Source organism: Pseudoalteromonas sp. M58, assembly GCF_042604605.1.
Lineage (GTDB): Bacteria > Pseudomonadota > Gammaproteobacteria > Enterobacterales > Alteromonadaceae > Pseudoalteromonas > Pseudoalteromonas tetraodonis.
Map to the genome: position 1 here is coordinate 1,578,348 of NZ_CP152390.1, position 18,808 is coordinate 1,597,155.

Below are 18,808 nucleotides of genomic sequence, written 5' to 3' on the forward strand. Positions count from 1 at the left end.
GTTTGATATAATTACGGCGTTTATTTTAACTGTAATAAATGCATGTAGCTTTGCTCATGGCTGCGGTCTGAGTATAATGCACGCGGTATTATTTTAATTTACTAACCAAATAGTTGTTACCGAGGAGGGCACTAAATGCAAGTTGCATTAGTAGGGTTAGGCGTTATGGGGAAAAATCTTGCCCTGAACTTGATTGAAAAAGGGATAACGCTTGTCGCTTATGACAAAAACCCAAATGCGGGTGAAGAATTACTAAGTTGTGCTAAATCACAAGGCATGGCTGATAAACTTCACATTGTCTCTGATCTAGGGGATATGGTTAGGCGTTTAGAAGCACCGCGTTCTATTTTATTACTTGTGCCTGCTGGTGAGTTAGTTGATGCGGTTTGCAACGAGCTTATTGAAGCGGGTGTTCAGTGTAGTGATATTATTGTTGATTGTGGTAACAGTAATTATAAAGACGGTATTAACCGTAAGCTCAAATACCAAGATAAGTTTGAATTTGCCACTATGGGTATTTCAGGCGGTGCCGAGGGTGCACGTCACGGTCCAGCTATGATGGCCAGTGGTTCTGAAGGTGGCTGGGAGCGTGTCGAGCCATGGTTTACAAAGGTTGCTGCAAGCTATAAAGGCGAGTCGTGTTTTGCGCGTGTGGGCCAGTCAGCCAGCGGCCATTTTGTAAAAATGGTTCACAATGGAATTGAATACGCACTCATGCAACTGATTGCAGAAATGTATCAGCTATTGCGTCACGGCACTAATCGCTCACCTAAAGAAATTGCAGAGATATTTAACGAATGGTCTCAAGGGCAGCTAAATAGTTATTTACTGTCAATCTCAAGCCATATTTTATCACTTGAAAATTCGCATAATGTGCCGCTTGTAGATTTAATTGACAATAAAGTAGGCGCAAAAGGCACCGGTTTATGGACAGCACAAAACGCCCTTGAATTAGGTATTGCGGTACCGTCGCTAGTGGCTGCTGTACAAGCTCGTCATTTAACTAATGCGTGTAATACCACTGCCGCACAAGAAATGACGTACAGCGCACAAAATACCACGCAAGTTGATATTGATTTAGACGAGCTAAAAGATGCGTTTACCCTTGCGAGCCTATTGGCATACCGTCAAGGACTTGCATTAATTAAAGGCGCTTCACGAACTCATCAATGGAAAGTTGATTTAGCGAAAACGCTACAAACATGGCGTGCAGGGTGTATTATCCGTGCTGATTATCTAGATAGTGTAGCGCAAGGCGTTGAGTTTATTGATACGCTTGAAAAAGAGTCATTAGCGATGCGTAAAGTGACTGGCCAAGCCGTTATGACGGGTCTGGCGTTTCCTGTGCTTAGTGCAACACAAACCTACTTAGCAACGTTAACAACACCAAGTAATGGGCACTTAGTTCAAGCCCAGCGTGATTACTTTGGTGAGCATGGCATTAAAACCCACAGTGGTGAAACGTGTCATTTAACTGACTTAGTTGATATTGACGCAAAAGTTCGTTAATAAAATCTAAGTAATCAAAAAGGACGCTAAGTAGCGTCCTTTTTTGTTATTCGCTTAACTGATTACTTAACGGGTCAGCTCACCACGCAGGTTATCTTGCATTAAATGGCGAATTGTTTCAATTTCTAGGTTTTGACTAAACAAGTAATGCAGCTTAGTTAAGCATGCTTCTAAGGTCATATCGTAACCGCTGATCACGCCTATGTTTAACAGCGCATTACCCGTGGCATAACCGCCCATGTTCACTTGGCCTTTTAAACATTGGGTTAAATTAGTAATAATAACACCCCGTTTACTTGCTTCATCCAGAATATCTAAAAACTCAGGGTCTTGTGGCGCATTGCCTACGCCAAAGCTTAGCAGTACGAGGGCTTTAATATTGCCATTAACTAAGCTTTTTACTACTTCTTTGCTGATCCCTGGGTATAAATACAGCACGCCAATAGCTTGCGGTGTAATAGGGGTAACTTGGAGTTCATTTTCTACATACGGGCTTAATTGCCCTTTGATCAGCTGAATATTAATACCTGAAAGCGCAAGCGGCTCTAAGTTAGGTGAGGCGAATGCATCAAACCCATCTGCATGGGCTTTGGTGGCACGATTACCTCTGAACAACTGATTATTAAAAAATAAGCTGACTTCTGCAATGGGGTAGTTAGCCGCTAAATACATGGCATTAAGTAGGTTAACTTGACCATCAGAGCGTAATTGAGACAGCGGAATTTGTGAGCCGGTCACAATAATAGGTTTAGTTAAGTTTTCAAACATAAACGACAGAGCTGATGCAGTATAGGCCATAGTATCGGTACCATGCAGTACCACAAAGCCATCGTAATCTTGGTATTTACTTTTTATATCATCGGCGATGAGTTGCCAATGAGCAGGTGACATATCTGAAGAATCTATAAGTGGGCAGTATTCATGAATATCAAATAATGGCATTTCTTCACGATTAAACTCTGCGTTATTAACCACGGTTTCGGTTAAAAACCCTTCAGCAGGAATATAGCCGCGAATTGATTTTTTCATTCCTATGGTACCGCCAGTGTAAGCGATATAAATGCGTTTACGTTTCATAAAAAAAGCCCAGTAAAAAAACTGGGCTTAGTATAACGCTAACTGCTAATCAATACAGCCTGTTAAGGCACTATTGTGCAACTGTACACTCTAAACAGCGGGCATAAACACCTTGTGGATCGTTATAATCTTTTAGGTTTTCTACTTCACTGCTTAATTGTTTAATAACACTTTGCAGATTAGCTTGGCTGGCTAATACTGCTGTTTTTTGTGTTTCAAGCCCAAGTACTGATTTAACGGCGGCACTGCCGAAAATATCTTGAAGCATTTTTTCTTGTGGGCTAAGCGATTGCTTAATTGTTTTAACGTCATAGTAGTTAAGCTTTGCAAGCTCTGCAGCTGCTTTAATCGCATCTTGTTTATTACCAAGTTTATCAACTAAACCAAGCTCTTGAGCTTGAGAGGCAATCCATACCCGACCTTGGGCAATTTTATCAACTTGCTCTGGGGTCATATTACGTGCCTCAGCAACCACATCTAAAAAGCGTCCATACGCTTCTTCAACACTCATTTGAATAACTTTAGCCATTTTCTCGTTAAGTGGGCGAGTGATTGAAAAACCTGCCAATTCGGTGGTCGCTACGCCATCTGAATACACGCCTATTTTAGCGAGGGTATCTTCAAATGTCATAAAGGTACCAAATACGCCAATTGAACCGGTAATTGTACTCGGCGCTGCCCAAATTTCATTGGCCGCCGATGCAATCCAATAACCGCCTGATGCAGCTACTGAGCTCATTGATGCAATAACGGGTTTACCAGCAGCTTTAAGTGCAAGTACTTCAGCACGAATTACTTCTGAGGCAAACATGCTGCCACCGCCTGAATCTATTCGTAAAACCACCGCTTTAACCTTGTCATCAAGTCGCGCTTTGCGAAGTAGGGCTGCAGTTGAATCACCACCAATTTCACCAGCACGGCGCTCACCATCAACAATAGTGCCTTTAGCAACCACAACAGCGACTTTTTCAGTCATAGGGTTATCAAACTCAATAGGCGGTTTTACTAAACTTAAGTATTCACCAAAAGAGACTTGTTTAAATGTTTTTCCATCTTCATTTTCTCCAACCAATTCAATTAATTGTTGGCGAATTTGCTGATTGGTTTTTAATGAATCAACCCATTGGTTATCCAGTGCATATTTACCGGCATCACCATTAGCGGCTTGCATTTTAGCTAAATAAACATCCATTGTTTCATCAAAGTTTGACTCATCAAAAGGACGTACAGCACTAACGTCTTGCTTATATTCATTCCATAAAGCACCAAGCCATACACGGTTTGCTTCTTTAGCTGCCTCTGACATATCGTTTCTGATAAACGGTTCAACGGCCGATTTAAAGGTACCTACACGGAATATATGCTGAGTGACTTCTAATTTTTCTAATGCGTCTTTGAAGTAAAGCGGGTACATACCGTAGCCTTCAATAAGCACACTACCATAAGGATGCATCGCAATTTCGTCTGCATGCGCGGCAATGTAATATTGTGCTTGGGTGTAGTAATACCCTGAGGCAATCACTTTTTTACCAGTTGCTTTAAATGTTTCAAGTGCCTGTGTAATTTGTTTGAGCTTATTTAAATGTGCTTTTGGCATTTCTTGTAAATCAAGCAAAATAGCGCTTATACGCGAGTCTTGTGCTGCTTCATTAATTACTTCAACTACATCGTCGAGCAATATTTCACTGGGTGAGTCAGCACTGGCCGTTGCATCATTAATAGCGGCTTCAACAGGGTCTATATAGGTTTTTTCTTCGACAATAGGGCCATTAAGGTTAAGTCTAAGAACAGAGCCCTCTTCGACAATAATTTTATCACCGTCACTTGATACCGATACGATAAAAATGACGACCAAAAATAAAAACAATACGTTGAGTATTAAACGACGTGAGAAGTTGATCCCCGTCCATATACCTTTAAATACCTTTGCTATCAAAATAGCTCCTTAAATTGGTACAGCTAAAACGTTATTGCCATCTTAGCGTAGAATATAAATAAATTTAACTGCTAAATCGTAACGAAACATTTATAAATTCAATTACACTTGAGATTAAACACGTGTTTATTTAATAAATAATTACTGAAATTATGGCTGTAGTCACTACTTTTAACTCACGCTATTGGTCAAGATAAACGCAGTCAACAGGTTTTAAGTTAAAAAATTATTAAGTTTAATCTGCTCATATATTGCTTATTGTTGGTCATTAAAGCAGAATTGACTAAATGCACACAGGTTAGACCAGTTATTGGGGCACAGGATGTTAGAACAAAAATTAGAACTAAAACACACACAATTACGCAACCGTTTAGTAATGGGATCAATGCATACCGGCCTCGAAGAGGGATGGCATAATCGTAAACGCCTACGTGCTTTTTATGAAGCACGTGCTAAAGGTGGCACAGCAATGCTCATTACGGGGGGATATAGCCCTAATCTTCGCGGCAAGTTAACGCCTATTTCATCATCATTTAATAGTTATTATGATGTTTTTAAACACCGTGCTTATACGCAAGCTGTTCATCAACATGGTGGTAAAATTTGCCTGCAGTTATTGCATGCTGGGCGCTATGCCTATCATCCATTCAATCAAGCCCCAAGTGCGATAAAAGCACCGATCAACCCTTATAAACCTAAGGCTATGTCTTTAAGTTCAATTAAAAAAACCATTAAAGATTTTGCTCACTCTGCATATTTAGCAGAAAAAGCAGGTTACGATGGCGTTGAGGTGATGGGCTCTGAAGGTTACTTAATTAATGAATTTATGGCACCGCATACAAACAAACGAGACGATGAGTTTGGTGGCAGTCTTGAAAACAGAATGCGTTTAGCTGTTGAGATTGTAAAAGCAGTAAGAGCTAAAGTTTCAGATAAATTTCTAATTATTTTTAGACTGTCTGTTATCGATTTAATTCCGAATGGCTCAACTCCTGAGGAAGTAACACAACAAGCTATTGCACTTGAAAAAGCAGGTGTTGATATTTTTAATACTGGCATTGGTTGGCATGAAGCTCGAGTACCGACAATTGCAAGCATGGTACCCCCAGGCGCATTTAAAGAAGCGTCAAAGCGGTTGAAAGATGTCATTAGCGTGCCTGTTATTGCCGTAAACCGCATTAATACACCAGAAATTGCCAATGATATTTTAACGGCGGGTGAAGCTGATTTAATCTCTATGGCGCGTCCTTTACTTGCCGATCCTGAGTTTTTTAATAAATACCAAGCGAAGCGCTCTGACCATATTAATATTTGTATTGGGTGTAATCAGGGCTGTTTAGACCACGTATTTAAAGGTAAACGTGCCACGTGCTTAGTTAATCCACAAGCGGGTTTTGAACTTGATTACCCTCTAGAAAAAGCCGCAACAGCTAAAAATGTATTAGTGGTTGGAGCGGGTCCTGCTGGGCTTTCTTCAAGTTGTTACTTAGCGCAAAAAGGTCACAATGTAACGCTTATTGACCAAAAGCAGCATATGGGTGGGCAGTTTAATTTAGCCATGCAAATACCAGGTAAAGAAGACTTTAACCATACATTGGCTTACTTTACCAATGAACTTAAGCGTTTAAACGTCACCATTGAATTAGGCAAAGCATTTGATGATAGTATGCTGAGCCAGTTTGACGATGTGGTTTTTGCCACGGGTGTAAGGCCACGTGAAGCCTCTATAGAATGTAGTGATGACAAACGTGTTTTTGCCTACGATGAAGTCATTCGCGGTGAGGTTGAACTTGGTAACTCGATTGCGATTTTAGGCGCAGGCGGTATTGGTTTTGATATGGTGGCATTTTTAAGTGAACATAAATCACAAAGTATCAGCGACTTTAAAACCCAGTGGGGAATAGAGTGCGATGCTCAGCCTCATAAAGATGAGCGTCAACTTTATATGCTTAAACGCAGTGAAGGGCGCTTTGGTGGTGATTTAGGTAAAACAACCGGTTGGATACATCGTCAAGTTGCTAAACAACATGGCGTTAAGCAAATTGCCAATTGCCAATACCATCGTTTTGATAAAAACGGCCTAACGATCAGTGTTGCTGGCGAAACACAATTATTGCCAGTTGATACTGTGATTGCTTGTATTGGCCAAGTGTCTAATGACGAACTATTTAAGACGCAAGCAGAGAATGCCAAGGTTCATGTTATTGGTGGCGCTAAACTGGCAGCGGCTATTGATGCCAAGCGCGCTATATTTGAAGCTTTACAAGTTGCACGCAGTATCTAATATGCAATTTAAGTAAGTACACGGGTCTGATTATTTTTTAAAGATAGTTAACTTATAATCAGACCCTTATATTGTTGATTTTAACTTTCCCTCATTTCTTGTATAGCTAATAAATACGCTATTACGATTTTTAATGGTACCTCGGCTACAACGCTTAACTGGCAAAATTAAATCTATAAAGCCCCTCATTAGTTCGACCTAATTATTTACACGCAAAAGGCGAGCGCTACTTTGTAATGGCACAAATACACGGCTATCTGGGTTGCGATATTATTTGTGTACTTTTTAACCTAGGTACTTTCTTGATAAGCAAATAATAACAGCGGGGTGCCCATTATATTTTAACCTAAGGGTTTCAATGGTATGCTATTGTTTTGTCTTTTGAGTAATTATAATGGATGCTATTGAGCTTTTATTAACCCGCCAGTCAGATGCAAAACTGACAGAGCCAGGCCCTAATGAAGAACAACTAAACATTATTCAGCAGGCTGGGCTCAGAGTTCCCGATCATGGCTGTATTGCGCCTTGGCAATATATTATTGTTCAAGGGGATGCACGTCATAAGTTGGGTGAAATTTATTATCAAAGCGCTTTGGCCGAGCAGCAAGCTGAAAAAGTAATTAATCGTGCTAAAGAGTTACCCCTTAGAGCACCCATGATCATTATTGCAATTGCAAAATATCAACAACATCCAAAAGTACCAAGAATAGAACAAGTTCAAAGTGCAGGCTGTGGTGTGCTGGCTATGCAACAAGCTGCATTTGCACAAGGGCTTGGCGGTATTTGGCGCACAGGTTACTTTGCACAAAGCCCCAGTGTTAAAAAAGCGCTTAACTTAAATAATGATGATGAAATAGTGGGTTATTTGTATTTAGGGACGCCAGCAGTTGAGTGTAAAAAGTCACCGCGCCATAAGCCAGAAAACTATTTTAGTTTTTTGTAGCAATAGGATGAACTTTTTATATTCAATATAGTCATAATTCATTAAGTTAATCGTGTTACACTACCGCGGTTAATATTGTAGCTGCGAGAAGCGCACGGAAGCACCATACGCAATAAATCTTCTTCAGTTTGTTTTTTAATCGGTTGTTTTTTGGTAATGTATGGAAAGTCTTACCAATAATAACGATAAAGAAGACGAAAATGATGGGAAATTTATTTTTACGTGAAAAAGAAAACTGGTTTGCTTGGTCAATCTGGGGTGTTGTTGGCGCGCTTGCGACATTTTATGTTGCAATGAATACACAAGCAGCTCACTTTATTGCTGCAACTGCGATGGGTGTCCTAGTACTACTAACATGGTGGATGCAACAGTCTCGACGATTTGATTTTGGCAGAGCCTTTAAAATATGCTGCTATGTTCTATTATTCACCGTCCTACCTTCGTTTGTGTTAGTTGTGATCCCAAGTGATGATTTAAACCGCTTCGATTTAATATTTCAAAGTATTGCATTTTTAACTGCCAGCTTATTGGTGTGTTTAGTATGTTCTTGGATTGCCCGCAGACCTAAACAATATTACTAGGGTTTATGACTATCTTGGTTAATATTTAACTATTTAATCAGTTTTAGTAAAATAGGGCTTTACAAGCTAAGCGTATGATCTTATTATGCGCGCCGTACGGAGAGATGGCAGAGTGGTCGAATGCACCGGTCTTGAAAACCGGCAGGGGTTTATAGCCCCTCTAGGGTTCAAATCCCTATCTCTCCACCATTATTTAAAAAACCGCCTTATTGGCGGTTTTTTGCTATCTGGAGCTTTATTATGTCACAGTCCCCGGAGTTATCCTTCTCTAAACGTTTACTCAAGCACATCCTGCTATGGACTGTGTTTGGTTATTGTTACCAAAGTGCCATATCGTTATTACAAAAAATGGCCATTGATGCATACCCAGATAATGCGCTGATGATGACTTTCTTATATGGCATCGGATTTAATCTTTTATCCGGGCATTTAATCACAAAATACGATCATTTTTGGCCAGTGTGGGGTGCGTTTTACATTGGCATTATCGGTTTGGTGGCTGTGCCTCTTTTGTTGATCGGCGTGGTCGGATTGTTGCCGATGAGCTTACTTGTTGGAATTTTGCTCAGTTTACCTGTATGTACCTTTGCTATTGGTTTAATTAAAGAAAAACTCAATAAAAACTAGCCCCAAACGGCTTTTATTTTGTGATAGCATATACGGGTCTTTTAACTAACAAAACGTGAATAACACATTATGTCAGATAATTTTACTACAGATGCTGAAAAAGCAAGTTACGGTATTGGCTTACAAATGGGTGAGCAACTTAAGGCTAACCCTTTTGAAGGTTTAAACTTAAATTCAGTATTTGAAGGCATGAAAGATGCGTATGCAGGCAGTGCTTTTCAAGTAGAGATCCCTGAGATCCAAGCTGCATTTGAGAAAATCAACGAAGAGATCCAAGCTCGTCGTGAAGAAGAAGCTAAAGTATTGGCTGCTGAAGGTATTGCATTTTTAGAAGAAAACGCAAAACGTCCTGAAATTACAGTTACTGAGTCAGGTCTTCAGTACGAAGTACTTGCAACAGGTGAAGGCGAAAAGCCAACTGCAGAGTCTACAGTACGTGTTGATTACCACGGTACTTTAGTAAACGGTACTGTTTTTGATAGCTCATACGAGCGCGGTCAACCTGCTGAATTCCCAGTAGGTGGCGTGATCAAAGGTTGGACTGAAGCATTACAAATGATGCCAGTAGGTACTAAATGGCGTTTATACGTTCCTCATGAGCTTGCTTATGGTGAACGTGGTGCCGGTGCTGCAATCGCACCTTACTCAACTCTAGTATTTGACGTTGAGTTACACGCAATTCTTTAATTAGAATTTAGTTGTAAAAAAACCGCATTCATTATTACGAATGCGGTTTTTTATTGTCTGATTAAAAATGAGCGCGTTTTAAAAGTAGCCTCTAACGCCAAATTGGAAGTTACGTCCAGGAAGAGGTGCCGTATCTTTAATAAATGAACTATGTACAAAACCAAGTTCATCAGTAATGTTATCAACACTTAGGTATAGCTGCGTGTCAACTGCGCCTAAATCAAGTTGATAATTGGCTTGTAAATCAATTAATGTATAGCCATCCGTTGCCGTTTCGTAAGCACTAATATCATTTTGCTCAAAGTAATGGGTTCCTGTTAAGGTAAATTGCGCATTACCTAGGGTATATTGTAGTTCTGAGCCCAATTTATTGGCAGGGATACGTGGTAAATTACCTTCATTATCTTTTAGTTTGGCGCGAGTAGAGTCACCAAATACTTTTACCATGGCGCTGGGGTTTATTTGATAATGTGCATCAAATTCAAAACCATAAAGCTGCGCATCTTTACTGGTAAATTGATAAACATCAATTGCATCGCTGTGTCCATTGGCAGCAGACTCAAAGCCATCCATCTCATCAAACACTAATCCGGTGTTTTGTTGATAATAAAAGTTTTTAATATCGTTATAGAAAAAGTTGACGGTGTAGCCAAAGTCACCGCTAAAACGACGTAAACTAATATCAAGATTGGTTGAGGTCTCTTGTTTAATTTCTTCAGGTTCAAAATGCGCTTCTGCCCCTTCAATATGATAGCCCAAACCAAGCTCATAAGTACCTGTGGCAACATGCACACCATTAGAGAGTAACTCAGCTGAAAGTGGCGCACGCTCTGAATGTGATAAGCTAACGGCTAGGTTGTGACTTGGCATATACTCCCAAATTGCACCGGCTGAGGCACTTACATTAGTAAAGCTTTGGGTGTAGTTAATAGTCTCATCTGCCGATACAGGTTGTTCATCATGGCTGTGCTGATGTGTATCTACATCACTTTTGATATCATAATCTTCTAGGCGGGCGCCAAGCTCTACGGTGACATCGCCAAATGTGCGTTCTTCAAGTAAATATAACGCATGAGTGGTAGTGACACTTGCAGGCGTAAACGCTTCTTCGCCAATTGCATCGTAATCAGATTCACTATAGTGATAGCCAATCATGCCATGCCATTGGCCTAACTGATGCTCTACATTTAAACGTGCTTCAGTGGTTTCGTTACTAAACGTGGTGCCAATCGCGCCATCTTCAATTTCACTGTGAGTGTAGTCGGTGTAGCCAAGACGAAGATTAATCGATTCAATCCAGTTATCATGAAATGCATAGCTTACCAGTCCTTGCCAACGATCTTGCTCTAAATGAGCATAAACGGGAGTTTCTATATGTTCTTCATCCGCATGATCTTCATGATCGCCTTCTTCTTCATGGGCATGACCGTGATCATGTGAATGCCCTGGAATGCCATAGTCTGTTTCAATATTGCCGTATGAAAAGCCAACGGTTAAATGCTCACCGACATAGCTGGTACCAAAGTTCACTGTTTCACTGTCGATAAAAGTATTTTCAACTGAAGTGGCTGTTTCTTCATCGCCCTCAATGTGTACTTCACCTTCTTCATGTTCATCTGGTAGGTTAAAGCGAGGCGTTTGATAGTCATCACCACTGCGTTTGGTGCCATCAAAATGAAAATTAAAGTTATTGCTGCCTGTTTCTAATTTTGCCGCATAGGTGTTCGCATTTGAAACGGTATCGTGTGTGTATTGTGCCGCTCCCGAGAGTGCGTCAATATTATTGGTTGGAATACGGTTATCAACCACATTTACTACTCCGCCAATAGCACCAGAGCCATATAGTAGGGTGCTTGGGCCTCGTAGTACTTCAATTTGTTCAGCGGCTAAGCTATCACTTGATGTCGCGTGATCTGGACCAATACGTGATGCATCACTGCTATCTAAACCGTTTTGAGTAATTTTAACACGAGGACCACCTAGGCCACGAATAATCGGACTTGAAGACACTGGGCCGAAATAACTCGCGTTTACTCCTGGTATTCCTTTAAGTGTTTCACCTAGGGTCGGTTTCGCTTTATTTTTTAGTTCATCCCCTGATAGTACGCTCACAGGTGAAATCATTTCTAAGCTATTTTTATGCAGTGCCGAGGCATACACAACCACAGTTTCAACCGAAGACGGCTTTAATGTAACAGTAATTGTATCGTCTACATTCTCAAGCGATATACGTGAATCGATGTAGTTATCTTTACTAATATGTAATTGGCTTTTAGCATCTATGTCGATGCTAAACTGACCTTGTTCATTGCTTTTCACGCTTTGTGACTTTCCATGAACATGGATAGTTGCATTAGCAATAGGTTGTTTTTTTGAATCTGTTACTGTGCCGTTAATCGTTGCTGCTAGGGCAGAGTGAGAACACAAAACAGACAGTAGCGCTGAGGATATGAGTGTTAACTTTGTCATAATTACTTCGAATCGTGGTTGTTATGTTGTGATATAATATAACACTACAAAATGGCATCATCAACAATGTTATACTATAACTTTTAATTTTGCGTTGAATGGCAAAATAATCGCGTTAAATTTACATTACCAGCTCATTATTACAGATCAGTGCATTTGTTATATTTATTCGCTTAAGAGCGGCTGTCTATCATTAGTATGTCTAATTTTTTTTGTGCTTTGAAAGGATTTTGTTTATCGATTGGTTCAAGCATTTCACAGTCATCGTTTATCATTTCTGAAATTAAACTTGGGTAGTGTCGGCAATCTTGAGGACGGTCATGGTAAATACTGCATGTATACTTATCTTTTTCTTGTGGATATTTTTTACTGCTAAGTACTAAAAATGGGCATTGCGTTAATTGCTCGCCTGTTTTGGGATCAAACCATAACTGATCGTTTTTAACATATTGAAATATTTCTGGGTTGAATAACGCCCACATTTCAATTTCATCCTGATTTGTATCTAAATCTGCCGCACCATATTTAGTGCAGCATTTACCGCATTGATTGCAATTTTGCATAGGGTAGGTATTTACTATTGCGACTTAAATTAAGCGTTAAGTGTAGCACTGTAATATCCAGGTTTTTAAATTAAACCTCTGTTTTTATCGCTTATAATACTTTTGTAACAACGCAGCGCTTAATAATAATGTACTATTAGGGAATATATTTCGAATACGATGCCTTTAATAAGTCAAAAAAGGCGCGTTAATAAGGTAGCGAGTAATTATGAATACTAAAGTATACAAAGCGGTTCACGATTTGGCGGAAAAGCTGATGGCAGCGGCTAATAAAAATGATACTAAACAGTTTGAATCTTTATATGCTGAGCTAAAAGCTATTTGTATTGAAAACGAAAATACAGCGAAAGATCACCCTGTTCAGTGGGAAACATTGGCTGATTTCACCGAAGAGCTAGAAGAAGCTATCGAGACTTACGAAAAAGCGTTACAGAAGTCGATAGAAATTAATAACAAAGATCATATGTCGTCTGTTGCCTTTTCTATGGCTACTTTACAGCTTGAGCTGGGTGATAAAGAAGCGGCAATTAAAAATCTGCAAGATGCTAAAATCAGTGCAAATAAAATTGAAGACAAAGAATTAAAATCAGAGATCCATGAGTTATTAGAATCATTGGTTGAAGAAGAAGGTTAGTTTAAAGCGTTACTTTGTATTTATCATTCTAATAAGCGTCAGTAATAATACCATTGGCGCTTTTTTATTGATAAAAGCAAATTCTGCGTCATTAAATGTTTATGCTTAAATTAAGTCACTAAGCAAATTTTTTGGAGAAAACATGCTAGCGCAAATAGAACAATGGATTGATAAAACGAATAGCGAGTATGTTGATCAAAGAATATGTTGTGATACATTTGTTAGCGAATTTGCTGGCTTTTACCCGCATGATTTTTTGAAAACTGCATTTTATGTGGTTGTTGAACACATTCCCAAGCCTGACTTTACTGGTTTACGTGAAATTGGTTTAAGCGATTTTATTGACATGGATGTAGCAGGGATCACCTATAAAAACACTTATTACATATTACCTCATGTTGCGCGTAATTTAAGAGTGCATTTTCATGAGCTGGCTCATGTCGTTCAATGGCGCGAGCTCGGTGCTCACGCTTTTATTATGCGCTACATCAATGAAATCCAAACCTGTGGTTATGATGATGCTCCGCTTGAAAAAATGGCCTATGCACTTGATGCGCACTTTACCAGCAATGGAAATAAATTTAATATTCCTGACTATATTACTCAACAGCTTTAGTTAATAAATATTATAAAAGGAATTTATATGTCGCGCTTTGTGCTCTATTTACTAGCTTTATCTGCCCTTGATGTAAAGGCAGCCGATTTTAATCATGATATTGTCAACGCATTGATACACAGAACAACGCAACAAGTAACTTACGATGGCGCCTATCATAGGCTTGAATACCCTGGTGGCGATGTACCCGCTAATATTGGTGTATGTACCGATGTTATAATTCGATCCTATCGACAGCTTGGTATTGATTTGCAAAAGTTAGTACATGAAGACATGCAGGCCAATTTTCGCGCATATCCTTCTAAGCGTATTTGGGGATTAACCAAGCCAGATAAAAACATTGATCATCGACGTGTACCTAACTTACAGGTTTACTTTGAGCGCCATGCTCAAGTGTTAACTAAATCGCTTAATGCAGCAGATTATAAAACCGGTGACATAGTCACTTGGATGCTGCCAGGCAATTTACCGCACATAGGTATGGTCGTTAATCAAATAGCGCAGGACAGTGGTCACCCGCTTATTGTGCACAATATTGGTCGCGGACCTGAAATGAGCGATATGCTTTTTGCTTATACAATTACGGGTCATTACCGATTTGTACCTGCTGCTTATTCAGAGTAAATAACACGGCTATAATCGCGATTACTTGAGTAATAATTGCAGAAACAGGTAAGTGAATAAAGCGAGCTGTTAGGCATTATACTGTGTGGTTTGCTAGTTACTTTAAATTAATACTGATATCACCATTGGGCTTGCAGCAACACAATAGTATTTCACCATCACGCACAAAGGCTAACGGTTCTTCATTGTAATTGACTTCACCAGAGACAAGCGTAGCACGACACGCACCACAATATCCCTCACGGCACTGGTAAGCAGCATCAATTTTATTCGATTCTAAGCAGTGTAAAAGAGAAGGGCAGCCAGCGGTAAAATCTAAACACTGGCTGTTATCTGCAAGCGTAACACTTGCAGTGGTTCTATCAGTCATTATAAATCAAAGTCACCAAATTCAGCTGCATCAACCTGTGAATCAATTTGACCTACAAGGTATGAGCTAATTTCCGCTTCTTGTGGAGCAACTTGCACGTTATCAGAAACAAGCCATGAGTTGATCCATGGAATCGGATTACTGTTATTATCAAACTGTGCTGGTAAACCAATAGCAGTCATGCGTGCATTGGTAATGTATTCAACATACTGACATAAAATATGTTTATTTAAGCCAATCATTGAACCATCTTTAAACAGGTACTCTGCCCATTCTTTTTCTTGCTCTGCAGCGTCAACAAACATTTTGATTGCTTCTTCACGGCACTGTGCAGCAACAATTGCCATTTCAGGGTCGTCTTTGCCATCCTGCATAATATTTAAAATATGCTGAGTGCCTGAAAGGTGAAGCGCTTCATCACGGGCAATAAGCTTAATAATTTTTGCATTGCCTTCCATTAGCTCACGCTCTGCAAACGCAAATGAACACGCAAAGCTGACATAAAAGCGAATAGCTTCAAGAATGTTCACTGACATCATCGCCAGGTACAATTTCTTTTTCAGCTCGAATAGGTTAACCACCACGGTTTCACCATTAATGTCATGTTTGCCTTCACCGTACAGGTTGTAAAGCGACACTGAGTTAATTAAATCGTCGTAATAAGTGGTTACGGCATCGGCACGTTCACTAATTTTGTCATTGCTAACAATGTCGTCAAAGATGAGTTCAGGCGCTTGGGTTACGTTACGAATAATATGTGTGTATGAGCGGCTGTGAATGGTTTCACTAAACGCCCATGTTTCAATCCATGTTTCAAGCTCAGGAATTGACACAATTGGCAATAGTGCAACGTTAGGCGAACGGCCTTGAACACTATCAAGCAAAGTTTGGTATTTTAAGTTACTTAAAAAGATATGCTTTTCGTGATCAGGAAGCGCTTGAAAGTCTAAACGGTCTTTACTTACGTCAACTTCTTCAGGACGCCAAAAGAAAGACAATTGTTTTTCAATCAGCTTTTCAAAAATAGGGTATTTTTGTTGATCGTAACGTGACACGTTAACGGTTTGACCAAAAAACATTGGCTCTTGCATTTGGTTATTATGATTTCTGCTAAAAGTAGTATAAGACATGTTTATCACTCAAAAAACTATCACTAAAACTATCAGGACAAAGCGGGCAAGGCGCCCGCTTTAAGTTTAACTATTAAATTTTACACGCGCCGCCTGCACAATCGTCATCTTCCACTTCTGGAGCGTCTTCTTGTGCATCTGATGCGCCATCACGGGTGTTATGGTAGTACAGCGTTTTAACACCTAGCTTGTAGGCACCAAGTAAGTCTTTTAATAAGACTTTCATAGGTACTCTACCGCCTTCGTATTTATTTGGATCATAATTAGTATTTGCTGAAATCGTTTGGTCGATAAATTTCTGCATTATGCCTACTAATTGTAAGTAACCATCGTTAGATGGGATATCCCACAGTAGCTCATAGCTATCTTTGAGGCGTTCGTACTCAGGGACAACTTGTTTTAAAATACCGTCTTTACTTGCTTTAACACTAATATGGCCACGCGGTGGCTCAATGCCATTGGTTGCATTAGATATTTGCGATGATGTTTCTGATGGCATTAATGCGCTCAGTGTTGAGTTACGCATACCGTGCTCTTTAATGCTGGCACGTAACGTATCCCAATCAAGATGAAGTGGTTCATCACAAATTTTATCTAAATCACGCTTGTACGTATCCGTTGGCATAATACCTTGTGAGTACGTTGTTTCGTTAAATTTAGGACAGGCACCACGTTCTTTTGCCAGCTCATTAGACGCTTTCATTAGGTAGTACTGAATCGCTTCAAATGTTTTGTGCGTAAGCGCATTTGCGCTGCCATCTGAATAACGCTTACCGTTTTTAGCTAGGTAGTATGCGTAGTTAATAACGCCTATGCCTAGCGTACGACGTCCCATAGTTGCATTTTTAGCTGCAGGTACTGGGTAGTCTTGGAAATCAAGTAGGTTATCAAGTGCGCGTACTGCAAGCTCAGCTAACTCTTCTAGTTCATCTAAAGACTCAATCGCGCCTAAGTTAAACGCAGATAATGTACAAAGTGCAATTTCACCTTCTTCATCATTCACGTTGCTAAGAGGCTTAGTTGGTAACGCAATTTCTAAACATAAGTTAGATTGACGGATCGGAGCCACTTTTGAGATAAACGGACTGTGTGTATTACAGTGGTCAACGTTTTGTAAGTAAATACGACCCGTGCTAGCACGTTCTTGAGCAAACATAGAGAACAGCTCAATTGCTTTAATTCGTTTTTTACGAATTGACTCGTCTTGCTCATATTTTACATATAGCGCGTCAAACTCGTCTTGATCTTCAAAAAATGCATCGTAAAGGCCAGGCACATCAGAGGGGCTGAATAACGTAATGTAATCGTCTTTAATTAAACGTGAGTACATGAGTTTATTAAACTGTACGCCGTAATCTAAGTGACGTACGCGGTTATCATCAACGCCACGGTTGTTTTTAAGCACTAATAAGTTTTCAACTTCTAAATGCCAAAGCGGGTAGAAAAGGGTTGCTGCGCCACCACGTACACCGCCTTGCGAACAGCTTTTAACCGCTGTTTGAAAGTGCTTATAAAACGGAATACAGCCAGTGTGATACGCTTCACCGTTACGAATAGGGCTACCTAGTGCACGAATACGACCTGCATTAATACCAATACCAGCACGTTGAGAAACGTATTTAACAATCGCTGATGATGTAGCGTTAATTGAGTCTAGGCTATCGCCACACTCAATAAGTACGCATGAGCTAAACTGGCGTGTTGGCGTACGTACGCCCGACATAATTGGCGTAGGTAAAGAAATTTTAAATAATGAAACCGCATCATAAAAACGTTTAATGTAATCAATACGTGTATCACGAGGGTAATCAGAGAATAAGCTTGCAGCCACTAAAATATATAAAAACTGCGCGCTTTCGTAAATTTCACCCGTTACACGGTTTTGAACTAGGTATTTACCTTCAAGCTGTTTTACTGCTGCGTAGCTAAAGTTAAGATCGCGAGAATGATCTAAGTACGCATCTAGCTCATCTAATTCTTGCTCTGTGTAATCAACGAGTAAATGTGCATCGTAACGTTTTTGTTCAACCATGTTAGTAACATGGTCAAAAAGACGCGGTGGCTCAAACTGGCCATAGGCTTTTTTACGTAAATGGAATACAGCTAAACGAGCAGCAAGATACTGATAATCAGGTGATTCTTTTGAGATCTGATCCGCAGCGGCTTTAATAATCGTTTCGTGGATGTCTTTAGTACGAATACCGTCATAAAATTGAATATGCGATTTAAGTTCAACTTGTGAAACCGAAACGTTATTTAAACCTTCGGCGGCCCATTCAATAACGCGATGGATCTTATCAAGATCGAGTGGCTCTTTACGACCGTCACGTTTGCTTACAGATAACTGTTGGTTCATAGCTTTGCCTGTATTCCTTGGGAATTAAATATTTTTGACCAATGCGTGCACCTAAAAAAGCGCAGTGCCTATTCGTTTATTGTTATTTTCACCGGTTTGGTGAATTTAATTGAATAACATTTAGCCACAATATCTGGTGTTGTTCAAATTAGAGATCACAAGATAGTGTGGTCTGGTATCTTTTGCAAGGGACAGAAACCGCTCTCATTGTGGATAACGTTGGGATAACGTAATTGTGTTAGTAGGCATTAACCTTTGATCAATCGGTTAAGTTGAAATTTGTAAAAATCAACTAAGGAAAGATTAAATTTACGCTTTTTTAAAATAAATTTTGTCTGCTTTTTTTATCATCAAGCTTTGCGTAAAAACTAACACAATCACAATATGTAGTGTTTATTAATT

16 protein-coding genes and 1 tRNA gene are annotated in these 18,808 nt (G+C 39.7%); 10 read left to right on the forward strand and 7 right to left on the reverse strand.

Translation table 11 applies throughout. The annotated features are described in order from the left end of the window. Positions 1-135 precede the first annotated feature (135 nt). Positions 136-1,509: an NADP-dependent phosphogluconate dehydrogenase gene (gndA, locus tag AAGD16_RS07240; RefSeq protein ID WP_013464864.1), complete on the forward strand. Its 1,374-nt coding sequence runs from the start codon at positions 136-138 to the stop codon at positions 1,507-1,509. A 66-nt stretch (positions 1,510-1,575) separates the two neighbouring features. Here the strand turns inward: gndA and ansA are convergent, their stop codons facing one another. Both ansA and sppA read right to left on the reverse strand, forming a co-directional pair. After that, entirely contained in the window at positions 1,576-2,586 is a 1,011-nt protein-coding gene (gene ansA, locus AAGD16_RS07245) for an asparaginase (RefSeq protein ID WP_008112456.1), read from the reverse strand. A gap of 70 nt (positions 2,587-2,656) precedes the next feature. After that, positions 2,657-4,522, reverse strand: a complete 1,866-nt coding sequence (sppA, locus tag AAGD16_RS07250) for a signal peptide peptidase SppA (protein WP_008112457.1) — start codon at positions 4,520-4,522, stop codon at positions 2,657-2,659. A gap of 322 nt (positions 4,523-4,844) precedes the next feature. On the opposite strand from sppA, the gene AAGD16_RS07255 reads away from it, so the two are divergent. The 6 genes from AAGD16_RS07255 to AAGD16_RS07280 all read left to right on the forward strand — a co-directional run bounded on the left by AAGD16_RS07255 (position 4,845) and on the right by AAGD16_RS07280 (position 9,644). Continuing rightward, complete coding sequence (locus AAGD16_RS07255; RefSeq protein ID WP_377114615.1) at positions 4,845-6,806, forward strand: FAD-dependent oxidoreductase; 1,962 nt, start codon at positions 4,845-4,847, stop codon at positions 6,804-6,806. 394 nt (positions 6,807-7,200) lie between these two features. Beyond that, positions 7,201-7,749, forward strand: coding sequence for an NAD(P)H nitroreductase (locus tag AAGD16_RS07260; RefSeq protein WP_335675053.1), 549 nt, complete (start codon positions 7,201-7,203; stop codon positions 7,747-7,749). 203 nt (positions 7,750-7,952) lie between these two features. Then, positions 7,953-8,330, forward strand: coding sequence for a hypothetical protein (locus AAGD16_RS07265; protein WP_024601029.1), 378 nt, complete (start codon positions 7,953-7,955; stop codon positions 8,328-8,330). A 98-nt stretch (positions 8,331-8,428) separates the two neighbouring features. Then, positions 8,429-8,519, forward strand: a tRNA-Ser gene (locus AAGD16_RS07270). Between the two features lie 114 nt (positions 8,520-8,633). Then, on the forward strand, positions 8,634-8,957 hold the full coding sequence (locus AAGD16_RS07275) for a hypothetical protein (RefSeq protein WP_013464868.1): 324 nt from the start codon (positions 8,634-8,636) through the stop codon (positions 8,955-8,957). Positions 8,958-9,026: 69 nt separating this feature from the next. Beyond that, positions 9,027-9,644, forward strand: coding sequence for an FKBP-type peptidyl-prolyl cis-trans isomerase (locus tag AAGD16_RS07280; RefSeq protein ID WP_008112467.1), 618 nt, complete (start codon positions 9,027-9,029; stop codon positions 9,642-9,644). A 78-nt stretch (positions 9,645-9,722) separates the two neighbouring features. Here AAGD16_RS07280 and AAGD16_RS07285 read toward each other — a convergent pair whose 3' ends face one another. Beyond that, on the reverse strand, positions 9,723-12,113 hold the full coding sequence (locus AAGD16_RS07285; RefSeq protein ID WP_368485584.1) for a TonB-dependent receptor: 2,391 nt from the start codon (positions 12,111-12,113) through the stop codon (positions 9,723-9,725). Between the two features lie 173 nt (positions 12,114-12,286). Next, the gene (locus AAGD16_RS07290) at positions 12,287-12,676 is read right to left on the reverse strand and encodes a YkgJ family cysteine cluster protein (RefSeq protein ID WP_008465669.1); all 390 of its coding nucleotides are present in this window, start codon (positions 12,674-12,676) and stop codon (positions 12,287-12,289) included. A 208-nt stretch (positions 12,677-12,884) separates the two neighbouring features. Here AAGD16_RS07290 and AAGD16_RS07295 point away from each other — a divergent pair, with 208 nt between their 5' ends. The 3 genes from AAGD16_RS07295 (at position 12,885) to AAGD16_RS07305 (ending at position 14,550) form a co-directional block, all read left to right on the forward strand. Then, the gene (locus AAGD16_RS07295; RefSeq protein ID WP_008112472.1) at positions 12,885-13,310 is read left to right on the forward strand and encodes a tetratricopeptide repeat protein; all 426 of its coding nucleotides are present in this window, start codon (positions 12,885-12,887) and stop codon (positions 13,308-13,310) included. 142 nt (positions 13,311-13,452) lie between these two features. Next, the gene (locus tag AAGD16_RS07300) at positions 13,453-13,926 is read left to right on the forward strand and encodes a hypothetical protein (RefSeq protein ID WP_013464870.1); all 474 of its coding nucleotides are present in this window, start codon (positions 13,453-13,455) and stop codon (positions 13,924-13,926) included. Positions 13,927-13,953: 27 nt separating this feature from the next. Further along, a complete protein-coding gene (locus AAGD16_RS07305; protein ID WP_013464871.1) occupies positions 13,954-14,550 on the forward strand; it encodes a DUF1287 domain-containing protein in 597 nt (198 codons plus the stop codon). 97 nt (positions 14,551-14,647) lie between these two features. Here the strand turns inward: AAGD16_RS07305 and yfaE are convergent, their stop codons facing one another. The 3 genes from yfaE to nrdA all read right to left on the reverse strand — a co-directional run bounded on the left by yfaE (position 14,648) and on the right by nrdA (position 18,406). Next, on the reverse strand, positions 14,648-14,920 hold the full coding sequence (gene yfaE / locus AAGD16_RS07310) for a class I ribonucleotide reductase maintenance protein YfaE (protein ID WP_013464872.1): 273 nt from the start codon (positions 14,918-14,920) through the stop codon (positions 14,648-14,650). After that, entirely contained in the window at positions 14,920-16,050 is a 1,131-nt protein-coding gene (nrdB, locus tag AAGD16_RS07315; protein WP_013464873.1) for a class Ia ribonucleoside-diphosphate reductase subunit beta, read from the reverse strand. The genes yfaE and nrdB overlap by 1 nt, the downstream gene beginning before the upstream one ends. Before the next feature lie 73 nt (positions 16,051-16,123). After that, positions 16,124-18,406, reverse strand: a complete 2,283-nt coding sequence (nrdA, locus tag AAGD16_RS07320; RefSeq protein WP_064662743.1) for a class 1a ribonucleoside-diphosphate reductase subunit alpha — start codon at positions 18,404-18,406, stop codon at positions 16,124-16,126. Positions 18,407-18,808 lie beyond the last annotated feature (402 nt).